This is a genomic window from Streptomyces sp. NPDC002206 (assembly GCF_053593595.1).
Genome location: NZ_JBSFCW010000001.1, coordinates 138,521 through 152,143 on the forward strand (window position 1 = coordinate 138,521; position 13,623 = coordinate 152,143).

General features: G+C 71.8%; 5 protein-coding genes and 1 pseudogene. 3 read left to right on the forward strand and 3 right to left on the reverse strand.

Annotated elements, in window-relative coordinates; genetic code table 11:
• Positions 1-7: 7 nt before the first annotated feature.
• Positions 8-3,520: a UvrD-helicase domain-containing protein gene (locus tag ACWCP8_RS00660; protein WP_451113832.1), complete on the reverse strand. Its 3,513-nt coding sequence runs from the start codon at positions 3,518-3,520 to the stop codon at positions 8-10.
• Positions 3,521-3,681: 161 nt separating this feature from the next.
• Between ACWCP8_RS00660 and ACWCP8_RS00665 the strand changes: the two are divergent.
• Positions 3,682-4,606, forward strand: a pseudogene (locus tag ACWCP8_RS00665) (SAM-dependent methyltransferase).
• A gap of 22 nt (positions 4,607-4,628) precedes the next feature.
• Here ACWCP8_RS00665 and ACWCP8_RS00670 read toward each other — a convergent pair.
• Together ACWCP8_RS00670 and ACWCP8_RS00675 are read right to left on the reverse strand one after the other, a co-directional pair.
• Entirely contained in the window at positions 4,629-8,057 is a 3,429-nt protein-coding gene (locus tag ACWCP8_RS00670; protein WP_451113833.1) for an ATP-dependent helicase, read from the reverse strand.
• Positions 8,058-8,314: 257 nt separating this feature from the next.
• Entirely contained in the window at positions 8,315-8,737 is a 423-nt protein-coding gene (locus tag ACWCP8_RS00675) for an MGMT family protein (RefSeq protein WP_352266357.1), read from the reverse strand.
• Between the two features lie 236 nt (positions 8,738-8,973).
• Here ACWCP8_RS00675 and ACWCP8_RS00680 point away from each other — a divergent pair, with 236 nt between their 5' ends.
• Positions 8,974-11,802: a lysylphosphatidylglycerol synthase domain-containing protein gene (locus tag ACWCP8_RS00680; protein WP_352266356.1), complete on the forward strand. Its 2,829-nt coding sequence runs from the start codon at positions 8,974-8,976 to the stop codon at positions 11,800-11,802.
• A gap of 142 nt (positions 11,803-11,944) precedes the next feature.
• Entirely contained in the window at positions 11,945-13,576 is a 1,632-nt protein-coding gene (locus tag ACWCP8_RS00685; RefSeq protein ID WP_352266355.1) for an alpha/beta hydrolase, read from the forward strand.
• Positions 13,577-13,623 lie beyond the last annotated feature (47 nt).

The following is a 13,623-nucleotide window of genomic DNA, read 5'->3' on the forward strand; positions in this document are numbered from 1 at the left end:
CTTGAGCCTATCGGCCCATCGGAGGTGGCTCGTCCAGGAGGAGCTGCTCCAGCTCGGCACGGCACGGCAGGTGGTCGGGACGGACGGCTTCCCCGCTGCGGACGAACAGGAATGTGGTGGTGACGGAGTCGAGCGGTATGTCGTGCAGTTCGGCCCACGCGAGGCGGTAGACGGCGAGCTGGAGCGGGTCGGCGCCAGGGGTGCCCGAGGTGCCTTCGCGGCCGCTGGGCACATTGCGGGTCGTCTTCCAGTCCACGATCTCGTACGTGTACCCGTCGGGGCCCTCGTTGCGGTACACGGCGTCGATCCGGCCTCGGATCACCCGGCCCGCGAGGGTGATCCGGAACGGTGTCTCGACGCGGTACGGGGTGCGGTGGGCGTACGGGGTGCGCTCGAAGGCCTCCTTGAGCGCAGCGAGGTCGCGCTCGTCCGCGATGTCGGCGTCGCTCTCGTCGCCGCCGGGCAGCTCGTCGGGGCCGAGCATGGGCAGCGGCAGCTCCTCGAAGCGGGCCTCCACCCAGGCGTGGAACCGGGTGCCGCGGCGGGCTGCCGGAGCAGGCGGGCGGGGCATGGGGCGGGCCAGTTCCTGCGCGAAGCCGTCGGGGTCGTCGGCGAGACGCAGCAGCTGCGTGGCGGAGAGCGAGGCGGGCACGAGGACCTCGCGCACGGTGGCGCGGGCGCGGCGCAGCTCACCGGCGAGCGCGTCGAGGTCCCGGTCCCAGGAGGCGAGGGTGCGGGACTCCTCCGGGGTGAGCCGTGAGGGGGTGCGGGCTGCGGGGACGTGAGGGTCGGGGGCGTGTGGTGCCGGGGCCGGGTCCGGCCCCGGGGCCACGGGGGGTTCGGTCGACCAGGCGTCCCAGTCCGCGGCCTCGTCCGGGTACAGGTCCTCGTCCGGGTACGGGTCCTCGTCGGCGTACGCGTCGTCGTCCGGGAAGGGGAACGGGAACGCCTCGTCGTCCGGTGCGGCGGGATACGCCCCCGGCACCGAGTCGCTCCCCGTCGCCAACTTCTCCAGATGGGCCAGCACTGTGTCCGCGGCCGCCCGGCGGCGGGCGAGTGCCGTGTCGTCCAGGGGCAGCGGCCAGGCGTGGTCGCCGGCTGCGGTGGCCGCCAGTGCCGGGTTCTCCTCGTCCTCGGCCGGCTCGTCCTCCCATGCCTCGATCTCGCCGTGTCCGGCCGCACAGTGCTCGTACAGCGCCTGCAGAAAGCCGGACGGGCCACGCGGCTTCTTCTGGGACGGGCCCCACCAGTGGCCGGAGCCGAGCAGCAGGGTGCGGGGCCGGGTGAAGGTGACGTATCCGAGGCGCAGCTCCTCGGTGTGCTGGTGCTCCTTCATCTCCGCTCTGAAGCCCTTGAGCCCCTGGGCGTCCCAGGTGTGGACGACGGGAAGCGTGGCCACGTCGCCGCGCAGGGCGTGCGGGAGGACCTTGGACTGGGAGGTCCAGGCGTCGCGGGACTGGCTGCTGGGGAACTGGCCGGCGACCAGGCCGGGCACGGCGACGACGTCCCACTCCAGGCCCTTGGACTTGTGGGCGGTGAGGACCTTGACGGTGTTCTCGCCGCCGGGCAGCGCGTTGTCCAGGCCCTTCTCGTACTGGACGGCGGTGCGCAGGAAGCCGAGGAAGGCCAGGAGCGTGGCCTCGCTGTCGACGGAGGCGAAGCGGGCCGCCACGTCCAGGAAGTTGGCGAGGGTCTCTCGACGGCGGGCGGCCAGGGCCTGCGGCGACGCGGAGAGTTCGACTTCGAGGCCGGTGGTGGCGAGGACGCGGTGCAGGACGTCCATGAGGGGGTCGGCCAGCGAGCGCCGCAGGTCGCGCAGTTCGGTGGCGAGGCGGGCGAAGCGGATGCGGGCATCGGTGGAGAACGGCAGCCCGTCGTCCTCCGTACCGCTCGATTCGAGGAACGTGTCGAGGGCGTCGGCGAGCGAGATGACTTCGGCCGGGTCGATGCCCTCGACGGCTTCGGCGAGCCGTCGGTCGGGGTCGAAGTCCTCGTCGTCGGCGTGGGCGGCGTGGTGGACGAGGAGGCGGGCGCGGCGGCCGAGGAGGGCCAGGTCGCGGTGGCCGATCCGCCAGCGGGGGCCGGTGAGCAGCCGGACCAGGGAGGCGTTCGCGCCGGGGTCCTGGAGGACTTCACAGACCGCGACGAGGTCGGCGACCTCGGGCAGGTGCAGCAGCCCGGACAGGCCGACGACCTCGACCGGGATGTCGCGGGCGACGAGCGCGGCCTGGATCTCCGGGAAGTCCCCGGCGGTGCGGCACAGGACGGCGATCTCGCCGGGTGCCTTCCCGGTCCGTACGAGATGGGCGATCGAGTCGGCGAGCCAGTCGATCTCTTCGGTGTGGGTACGCAGGAGGGCGCAGCGGACGATGCCGTCGCGCTCGGCGCCCGGGGCGGGGCGCAGTGCCTCCACACCCTCGTGCATGGCGCGCAGCGGCTCGGCGAGCCCGTTGGCCAGGTGCAGCAGGCGACCGCCGCTGCGGCGGTTCTCGCTGAGGGAGTACCGGGTGGCGGGGGTGCCGTCGGCGTGCGGGAAGTGGCGCGGGAAGTCGTCGAGATTGGCGACGGAGGCGCCGCGCCAGCCGTAGATCGCCTGGCAGGGGTCGCCGACGGCGGTGACGGCGTGCCCGGACGCGGTGCCGTCGGGGCCGCTGCCGAAGAGGGCGGAGAGCAGCAGCCGCTGGGCGACGGAGGTGTCCTGGTACTCGTCGAGCAGGACGACCCGGTATTCATCGCGCAGGATCGCGCCGACCTCGGGGCGGGTGAGGGCGAGCTCGGCGGAGAGCGCGATCTGGTCGCCGAAGTCGAGGAGGTCGCGGCTGCGCTTGGCGTCCCGGTAGCGCCGGGTCAGCGAGAGGAGCTCGCGGCGGGCCTCGGCGGTCTCGGGGATCTTGCGCAGCTCGGCGTTGGTGAGCCGGGCCGATGCGAGGGTACGGAGGAGCTCGGTGTCGTACTCCGCGAGCCGTTCGGGGCGGACGAGATGCTCGGCGAGTTCGGCGTCGAGCGCCAGCAGATCGCTGACCAAAGTGGGGAACGACCTGGTCAGGGCCGGGTAGGGGCCGGGGGCCTCGCGCAGCACGCGGGCGGCCAGCTGGTAGCGGGTGGCGTCGGCGAGGAGGCGGGTGGTGGGTTCGAGTCCTATCCGCAGCCCGTGCTCGGTGAGGAGCCGTCCGGCGAAGGCGTGGTACGTGGAGATGCTGGGCTCGCCCGGCGGGTTGTCCGGGTCGATGACGTCCGGATCGGTGACGCCGGCGGCGACGAGGGCCTTGCGGACGCGCTCGGAGAGCTCGCCCGCCGCCTTGTTCGTGAACGTGAGCCCGAGGACCTGCTCGGGGGCGACCTGTCCGGTCCCGACCAGCCACACCACGCGCGCCGCCATCACCGTGGTCTTCCCGGACCCGGCTCCGGCCACGATCACCTGCGGGGCGGACGGCGCGGTGATGCAGGCCGTCTGCTCCGGGGTGAAGGGGATCCCGAGGAGCTCCTTGAGCTGCTCGGGATCGGTGATACGTGAGGACACTCCACAGAGGCTAACCGGGCGGACCGACAGTGTGCGGGCGATGAGCCGGACCGGCCGGTGGCCGGAAGGTGCCTCGTCCGGGGTTGCTGACCGGTCCAGGTTGAAGGCCGATCGATCCCGATCGCATGTGATCGCATCAACGACCTTACGAGGAGGGTCGTATGAGCCCCGACGCACCTGCCCCCGGCTTCGGGCCGGACTCCGCCTGGCTCATGGGGCGCATCGATACGACGAAGGCGCATCCGGCCCGGGTGTATGACGTATTCCTCGGCGGCACGGACAACTTTCCCGCCGACCGGGAGGCCGCGGCCATGGCGCCGGCGGCCAATCCGCGGGGGCACCTCGACGTCCGGCACAACCGGGACTTCGTACGGCGGGCCGTGACCGAGCTCACCACGGGCGCGGGCATCCGGCAGTTCCTGGACGTGGGGGCGGGGCTGCCCACCCGGCAGAACGTGCACCAGATCGTCCAGGACATCGCCCCGGAATCCCGGATCGTCCACGTCGACCACGACCCGGTCGTCCTGGTCCACGCGCAGGCCCTGCTCACCAGCTGCGCCGAGGGCAGGACGGACTACATCGAAGCCGACCTGCGCGACCCCGCGAAGATCCTCCTGGAAGCACGCCGGACGCTCGACCTCGACAGGCCGGTCGCCCTCGTTCTCGCCGCCGTACTGCACTTCATCGAGGACGACGAGGCGTACGACATCGTCCGGAACCTGCTGGACGCTCTGCCGTCCGGCAGCCATCTCGTCCTGAGCCACCTCAGCGAGGACATGAACCCGGTGGCGATCAACAAGGTCGCGGAGACATTCCGGAAGCGGGGATTCTCCTTCGTGCTGTGTTCACGTGCCGGCATCGAGCGCTTCCTGACCGAGAACGCCCTGGAGCAACTGGAGCCCGGCATTGTCCCTGCGCACCACTGGCGCCCGGATCATGCGGCCGACGCGGAAGGCACCGGAACCGGTGCCTTCCGCGGAGCACCTGGCGGGTCTCGACGCCATCGAACGGACCCGGTACGTGAGCATCGGCGAGGCGACCGATGACGACATCAATGTCTACGTGACCGTGGCTCGCAAGGGCTGACCGTCCACAGCCGATACCCGCGTCACTCCAGGATGTGGCGGCCCTCCGGCTGTGCGCTGCAGGACGCCCGGAACGTGCAGTGGGTGCAGTGCTGACCGGTCGTGGGGGTGAAGCGTTCGTCCAGTACACGGCCCGCGGCCGTGGCCAGCAGGTCGGAGACCCACTCGGTGGTGGGCGGCTCCTGGGCCTGCACCTTGGGCAGGGTGTCGCCGCCCTCCTTCTTGGGGGCGGGCTGCCTCAGCTGTACGAGTTCGGCGCCACCGGGTGCGGGACGGTGGCCGTCGAAGATCTCGTCGACCGCCCCTTCCCTGACGGCCAGCTGATACACGGCGAGCTGGGGGTGACGGGCGGCCTCGTCCTTCGTCGGAGCCTGTTTTCCGGTCTTGAAGTCGACGACGTACGCCCGGCCGTCGGCGTCCCGTTCGACGCGGTCCATGGAGCCGCGGATCCGTACCTCGTACTCCCCCGCTTCGAGTGTCACGTCGAAGTCGTGCTCGCTCGCGGCGGGGGTGCGGCCGGTGCGGTCCATGACATGCCAGCGCAGGAACCGCTCGAGGGCGACCCGCGCCTGCTCCTTCTCCTGCTGCGACTTCCATGGGGCGTCGAAGACCAGCCCGTCCCAGACGGAGTCGAGGCGTTCCATCAGGACCGCCAGATCGGCGGGGGTGCGGCCGGAGGCGACCTCGTCGGCGAGTACGTGCACGACGTTGCCGAAGCCCTGCGCAGCCGTCGCCGGGGCGTCCGCCTTCACCTCGCGGCCGAGGAACCACTGCAGTGCGCAGGTGTTGGCGAGCTGATCGAGTGCGCTGCCGGAGAGGGCCACGGGGTGGTCCCGGTCGCGGAGCGGGACGGCCGAGCGGGTCGGCTCGTACAGGCCCCACCAGCGGTACGGATGGGCCGACGGTACGAGCGGCTGGCCCTCGTCGTCCGTGAGTGCGGCCAGCCGGGCCAGCCGGTGGGCCGCCTCGTCGCGCAGGGCGTCGGAAGCATCCGGGTCGACGGTGGTGGCGCGCAGTTCGGCGACGAGCGCGGCGACAGCGAGGGGCCGGCGGGGGCGGCCGGTGACGTCGCGCGGTTCGACACCGAGCTCGGTGAGGAAGCGGGACGGCTGGTCGCCGTCGTCGGCGGGGGCCTTCACCGCGGTGACGATCAGGCGTTCTCGGGCGCGGGTCGCTGCGACGTAGAAGAGGCGGCGTTCCTCGGCGAGCAGGGCGCCCGGGGTGAGCGGTTCGGCGAGTCCGTCGCGGCCGATCCGGTCCGCTTCGAGGAGTGAACCGCGGCGGCGCAGGTCCGGCCAGAGGCCCTCCTGCACCCCTGCGACGACGACCAGCCGCCACTCCAGCCCCTTCGACCGGTGCGCGGTCATCAGGCGTACGGCGTCGGGGCGTACGACGCGCTCGGAGAGGGTGTCGGCGGCGATGTCCTGGGCGTCGACCTCTTCGAGGAAGTTGAGAGCGCCGCGGCCGCCGGTGCGTTCCTCGGCGCGGGCCGCGGTGTCGAAGAGCGCGCAGACGGCGTCGAGGTCGCGGTCGGCGTTGCGGCCGCCGGCGCCCCCGCGCAGCGCGGCCCGTTCGAGCCGTCCCGGCCACGGGGTTCCGGCCCACAGCTCCCACAGGGCCTCTTCGGCGGTGCCGCCGCCTTCGAGGAGCTCACGGGCCTTGCACAGGAGCGCGCCGAGACGCTGGGCACCGCGGGCGTACGCGGGGTCGTGCGCGACGAGGCGCTCGGGCTCGGCGAGTGCGCGGGCCAGCAGTTCCCCGGAGGGTGCCGGTACGCGATTACCGGCTGCCCGCTCCTCGTCGCGCAGCGCCCGCCCGAGCCGGCGCAGATCGGCGGCGTCCATCGAGCCGAGAGGGGAGGCGAGGAGGGTGAGAGCGGTCTCGGTGTCGAGCCAGGGAGCAGGAGACTCGTCGGAGGTGAGATCCGGGGCGGGATCCGAGGTTGGATCCGCGGCCGCGTCCGCTCCCGGTGTCTTCTTCGTAGTCGGCGTGCGGTGCAGCGCCGCCGTGGCGACCGTGCGCAGCGCCATGAGGAGCGGGGCCACCGCCGGTTCGTGGCGCAGCGGGAGGTCGTCGCCGTCGACCTCCAGAGGCACGCCCGCCGAGGTGAGCGCGCGGCGCACCGCGGGGATCGTGCGGCCGCCGGCGCGTACCAGCACCGCCATCTCGTTCCACGGCACGCCGTCCTCCAGATGGGCCCGGCGCAGCAGGTCGGCGATGTTGTCGAGCTCGGTGGACGCGGTCGGGTAGGTGTACGTCTCCACCCGGCCGCCCTCGCGGACCGCTGCGAGCTCGCGGTGGGCGCGCACCTTCGCCGACGGCAGGCGGGTCAGCGGCATCCGGCGGGTGAGCATCCGGGTGGCGGCCAGCAGCTGTGCGCCGGAGCGGCGCGAGGTGGTGAGGACGCCGACCGGGGCCGGGTCGCCGTCCGCCCGCCGGAACGTCTCCGGGAAGTCGAGGATGCCGTTCACATCGGCGCCCCGGAAGGCGTAGATCGACTGGTCCGGGTCGCCGAACGCGATCAGGTCCCGGCCGCCGTCGGCCCCCGGCGCACTCCCCCGGTTGCCGGCCAGCGCGTGGAGCAGCCGCACCTGCGCCGGGTCGGTGTCCTGGTACTCGTCGACGAAGACCGCGTCGTACTCGCCGGCCAGCAGCGCCGACACCTCGGGGCGCTCGGCGAGGAGCACCGCCCGGTGGACCAGCTCGGCGTAGTCCAGTACCCCCTGCGCGTCCAGCACGTCCAGGTACTCGGCGAGGAATTCGGCGGCCGCACCCCAGTCCGGGCGGCCGGTGCGGCGCGCGAAGTCGGCGAGGGCATTCGGGCCGAGGCCCAGCTCGCGGCTCCGGGCGAGCACCGCGCGTACCTCGTCGGCGAAGCCTCGCGTGGTCAGGCAGGCCCGCAGTTCGTCGGGCCAGCGGATGTGCGCGAGGCCCTCCCGCTCCAGTTCGAGCTGGCCGGCCAGCAGATCGCGGACGGTGACGTCCTGCTCCGGTCCGGAGAGCAGCCGCAGCGGTTCGGCGAAGAGGTCGGCGTCCTGGTGGGCGCGGACCAATGCGTAGCAGAAGGAGTGGAACGTGGTGGCCTGCGGGCCACGGGCGGCGCCGAGCCGGGCGGCCATCCGGTCGCGCAGCTCCACCGCGGCCTTGCGGCTGAAGGTGAGCACGAGGATGCGGGCCGGGTCGCCGCCCCGGGCGACGCGGGCGGCGACCGCCTCGACGAGCGTGGTGGTCTTGCCGGTGCCCGGCCCGGCGAGGACCAGCAGCGGACCGCCGGGGTGATCAACCACCGCCTGCTGCGCCGCGTCCAGGAGAGGGGGGTCCACGGAACCCGGCCGGGTACGCACCAGTCGGTACGCGCCTGTGGTCCTCCCCCTACGCCCCTGCGGGCGTGGAGAGACCCCCTGCCGTGCCTGACGGTGCGGACTGTTCCGGGTGAAGGAGGAGGAGCTCACGTGGATCGCCGGTCCTGGTGGGTGTGCTGGTGGTGAGGGGTCGGGGGTGCGCGCCGCGAACTGTCGACGCTACGCCAGCGAAGGGGTCGGATGCGGCGAGTCCGCTGCGGCGATCGTCACGTTCCACGTCGCACCGCAGGTCGCCCGGAAAGGTGGGCGGAGAGTCTCGGAGCAGGTCGGGCAGCAGGTCACGCTGCACTTCTCGCACGTCCTGCGGTCCCGGCTGCTCCCGTCCGGGGACCGAATGGCGGAAGCTGTCAGGTGTGAGCTCCTCCGTCCTCGCCCTCGGCCCCGCCGTGACCGCCGCCGGTCACGCCGTCCCACCGTGCGCGCTTCATGTCGAGGCGCGGTATGTGACCCTCCGCGCTGCGCGATGCCTCGCGCAGCGGAGTGCTCTCCTCGCGGTAGTGGTCCAGCGCCCGCAGTTCGTGGCCGGGCAGCAGCGCCCCGTCGGAGCGCACCACACGCCACCACGGCGCCGCACCGCCGTACAGCGCCATGACCCGGCCGACCTGGCGCGGCCCGCCCTCGCCCAGCCACTCCGCGATATCGCCGTACGTCATGACACGGCCGGGTGGGATCAGGTCGGCGACATCGAGCACGCGCTCCGCGTACTCGGGCAGCTCGTCGGGCGCCCGTTCGTCCCTCGCGCCGTCGTCGCTCGTCCAGTGTTCGCTCATCCGACCCATGGTGCCGTACGCCACCGACAGCCCGGCCCGGATCGCGAGCGACCGCTACGTATGCATCCGTTCACCGAGTGTGCACGCAGGAGCAAAGGAGCGTATGTTGCCCATCGCACGACCGTGCAATGCACCCTGATGCCCCCCTCTGTCTCCAGGCCGTGCCACCATCATGCGGGCGGTGACCGGTGATACGAGAACACGAAGACCAATCAGAGGCGACGAAGGAGCAGGGCGTGCAGCCACCGAAGGCGGCGGACGCCTCTGATGCCGAGCCGCGCCCGGAAGAAGGCCGGAACCGGGCTCAGCCACCGGAGCAGAAGACGGCACCGGAGCAGGAGCCGTCATCCGAGACGGAGCGCGAGCAGGGGCACGGCCAGGAGCCTGCGCAGCAGGCCCGCCCGCACCATCTGGTCGGCTCCACCCTCTCCACCGTCCGCGCGGCCGAAGAAGCCGACCGTGTCTCCGGGGACGAGCCGCTGCTCCCGGCGCGCGTGCACCGCCCCTCCGACCTCATGCGGCTCCTCGTCGGCGTTCTGGCGATCGCCGTCCTGTTCTCCATCGCCGCGTTCGCCCACGGCACGACCACCGGTCTCGAGAACGACATCAACAAGGGCACCGACCAGGCGCCCGACGTCCTCATCAAGATCGCCGGTCTGGTCTCCAGCATCGCCGTGCTGCTCGTGCCCGTCGCCTTCGCCATCGAGCGGCTGATCAAACGCGACGGGCTGCGGATCGCCGACGGGGTTCTTGCCGCCGTGCTCGCGCACGGGGTGACGCTCGCCACCGACCTGTGGGTCGCCAAGTCCGCCTCCGGCACCATTCAGGACGCCCTCACCCAGCCGCAGCCCGGTGCTGCGCTCACCGATCCTGTCCACGGCTATCTGGCACCTGTCATCGCCTATATGACGGCGGTCGGCATGGCGAGACGGCCGCGCTGGCGGGTCGTGCTGTGGGTGGTGCTGCTGCTCGACGCCTTCGCCATGCTGGTCGGCGGCTACACGACACCGTTCTCGATCGTCCTGACCGTGCTGATCGGCTGGACCGTGGCCTACGGCACGCTGTACGCGGTCGGCTCGCCGAACGTCCGGCCGACCGGTCAGCATCTGATGGCCGGTCTGCGCCACGTCGGCTTCCGCCCGGTCACCGCGATGCGCGCCGACGACGCCCCCGACTCCGGCGACCAGAGCGACCGGGGCCGCCGCTATCTGGTCTCCCTCGAGGACGGTCCACCGCTGGATGTGACGGTCGTCGACCGGGAACAGCAGGCGCAGGGCTTCTTCTACCGGGTATGGCGCAGACTCACCCTGCGGGCCATCACCCAGCGCCGCTCCATCCAGTCGCTGCGCCAGGCTCTGGAGCAGGAGGCGCTTCTCGCGTACGCGGCGATCGCCGCCGGGGCCAACGCCCCCAGACTGATCGCCACCTCCGAACTCGGTCCCGACGCCGTGATGCTGGTGTACGAGCACATCGGCGGACGCTCGCTCGACGCGCTCGAGGACGTGGAGATCACCGACGATCTGGTGCGCGGTGCCTGGCGGCAGGTGAAGGCGCTCCAGTCGCGGCGGATCGCGCACCGCAGGCTCACCGGCGACGCGATCCTGGTGGAGCCTTCCGGCACGGTGTTCGTCACCGATCTGCGCGGCGGGGAGATCGCGGCCGGTGATCTGGTGCTGCGGATGGACATCGCCCAGCTGCTCACCACCACCGGTCTGCGGGTGGGTGCCGAGCGGGCCGTCGCGGCCGCGCTCGAAGTACTCGGTCCCGACGCCGTCGCCAACTGTCTGCCGCTGCTCCAGCCGATCGCGCTCAGCCGCTCCACCCGGGCGGCGCTGCGCAGGCTCGCCCGGGAGCGGTCGCAGCGCGAGCGGGAGGCGGTGCTCGAAGCGTCGGACGCCGCCAGGCGCGCCAAGGCTCAGGAGTCCGAGGTGTCGGACGCGGAAGGGGTCCCCTCGGTCCCCGCCGACCGCAAGGCGCTCCGTAATGAGAAGCAGGCGGAGAAGCGCGCCGAGAAGCGGGCGATAGACGATGCGCTGGACGAGGCCCGCGAGGAGGATCTGCTGACTCAGATCCGCCGCCAGGTGCTGCTGATCCGGCCGCAGGCGCCCGTCGAGCCGGTTCGGCTGGAGCGGATCAAGCCGCGCACCCTGCTCAGCTTCATCGCCGGTGCCATCGCCGCGTACTTCCTGATCTCCCAGGTCACGGAGGCCGACTTCGGCGCGGTCGTCGAGCAGGCGGAGTGGGGCTGGGTGGCGGCGGCGCTCGGGTTCTCGGCGCTGAGTTACATCGCGGCCGCGATGAGCCTGCTGGGGTTCGTGCCGGAGCGGGTGCCGTTCGGCAAGACCGTGCTGGCGCAGGTGGCCGGCTCGTTCGTGAAGATCGTCGCGCCGCCCGCGGTCGGTGGGGTGGCGCTGAACACCCGGTTCCTGCAGCGTTCCGGGGTGCGCCCGGGGCTGGCCGTCGCGAGTGTCGGCGCCTCGCAGCTGTTCGGGCTCGGCTGCCATGTGCTGCTGCTGGGCGCGTTCGGCTATCTGACCGGTACCGAGAAGACCCCGTCGTCGCTCACCCCGTCCAGGACGGTGATCGCCGGGCTGCTGACCGTCGCGGTGCTGGTGCTGGTGGTGACCGCGATCCCGTTCCTGCGGAAGTTCGTGGTGACGCGGGTACGGTCCCTGTTCGCCGGAGTCGTACCGCGCATGCTCGACGTCGTGCAGCGGCCGCAGAAGCTGCTCACCGGCATCGGCGGCATGCTGCTGCTGACCGGCCTGTTCGTGATGTGTCTGGATGCGTCGATCCGGGCGTTCAGCGGTCCCGACGTACCGCAGCTCAGCTACGCGAGCATCGCGGTGGTCTTCCTCGCCGGCAACGCGTTGGGTTCGGCGGCGCCGACCCCGGGCGGTATGGGCGCGGTCGAGGGTGCGCTGACGCTGGGGCTGATCGCGGTCGGTCTGCCCAAGGAGGTCGCGGCGCCTGCCGTGCTGCTGTTCCGGCTGATGACGCTGTGGCTGCCGGTCCTTCCCGGCTGGCTCTGCTTCAACCATCTCACCCGCAAGGACGCTCTCTAGTAAGGGCTGTCCCGTAATCCCCCGCCAGGGATTACGGGACAGCCCTTGGGTCCCGGCTCACGGATCCGGTCCCCGGTCCCGCCGCCACCCGCTTGGACCGGCGTCCCGCGCGCGGTCCGGCACCCCATCGCACGATGGAGCAATGAGGACCCCCCCTGCCCTGCGCGCCGCGGCCCTCGCCGCAACCGTGACCGTTCTGCTGCCCCTCACCGCCTGTTCGGACAGCGGCGACGGTGCGGCCGACACGGACCGCACCCGGAACTCTCCGCACGCGGCGAACGCCGCCGACACGTCGGTGCCGGCCGACCTGACTTCCCAGAAGCTGGAGTGGAAGTCCTGTCCCGCCCCTTCCGCTGCACAGGGCGGTGGCACCGCCCCCACCCCGCTCCCCGGCGACACCGCCTGGGAGTGCTCCTTCATGAAGGTCCCGCTCGACTACGCGAAGCCGGACGGCGACACGATCAAACTGGCGCTCATCCGCGCCAAGGCCAGCAACCCGAGCAAACGGATCGGCTCACTCATCTTCAACTTCGGCGGCCCCGGCGCCTCCGGCGTCGCCACGCTGCCTGAATTCGGCACCACGTACGACAAGCTCCGAACCCGCTACGACCTGGTGAGTTTCGATCCCCGCGGGGTCGGCCGCAGCGAGGGCGTGAAGTGCGAGAACGACAAGCAGCTCGACGCGCGCTTCCAGAGCGACCTCACCCCGGACGACGCCGCCGAGGTGCAGGCCTACGCCAACGAGCAGAAGGAGTATGTGGCGGCCTGCAAGAAGAACTCCGGCTCCGAACTCCCCTACGTCGGCACCACCAACGCCGCCCGCGACATGAATCTGATGCACCAGGTGCTCGGCGACGAGAAGCTGCACTACCTCGGTTTCTCCTACGGCACCGAACTGGGTGGCGTCTACGCCCACTTGTTCCCGAAGAGCGTCGGCAGGATGGTGCTGGACGCGGTCGTCGACCCGACCGAGGACACCGAAGAGTCCTCCCTCGGCCAGGCGCAGGGGTTCCAGCTGGCTCTGGACAACTTCACCAAGGACTGCGTGAACCGCGGCGCCGCCTGCAAGCTCCCCGGTTCCACCGGGAAGGAGGTCGAGCTGTGGATCGCCGATCTTCTCCAGCGGCTGGAGAAGAAGCCGATCCCGGGGCTCGGCACGCGGCAGCTGACGCAGTCACAGGCCATCACCGGGATCGCGGCCGCCCTCTACTCCCGGGAGAACTGGCCGCTGCTGGAAGAGGGGCTCGACGAGGCGGACGGCGGCAACGGCGCACTCCTCCTGGCCTTCGCCGACTCGCTGAACGGCCGCTCCGACGACGGTCGTTACGACAACTCGACGGCCGCCAACACGGCCATCAACTGTGTCGACACCAAGCAACGGTTCAGCGCCGACGAGACGAAGGCGAAGCTCCCGGCGTTCCAGAAGGCGTCGCCGATCTTCGGTGACTATCTGGGCTGGGGCCTACTGGCATGCACCGGCTGGCCGGTGAGGGGTGCCTGGGACACCCCGGACGTCAGCGCCCCCGGCGCGCCCCCCATCCTGGTCATCGGCAACACGGGAGACCCGGCGACCCCGTACGAGGGCGCGAAGGCGATGGTCGACGCACTGGGCAAGGGCGTCGGGGTGGAGGTGACGTACAAGGGGCAGGGGCACGGCGCGTACAACAGCGGCGACGCCTGTGTGCAGAAGGCAGTGGGCGACTATCTGTTGGACGGCAAAGTCCCGGCGGCCGGTACTGTCTGTGGCTCAGGGGCTGGCGGCAGCGACAAATAGGGCGCGTCGCACGCCGTACGTGCAGGCACAGCGGGGAGGGACGTACA

Bases quoted from the DNA above. Each gene is read 5' to 3' on its own strand.
- ACWCP8_RS00685 (WP_352266355.1), top strand. From the start codon at position 11,945: ATGAGGACCCCCCCTGCCCTGCGCGCCGCGGCCCTCGCCGCAACCGTG.
- ACWCP8_RS00675 (WP_352266357.1), bottom strand. From the start codon at position 8,737: ATGAGCGAACACTGGACGAGCGACGACGGCGCGAGGGACGAACGGGCG.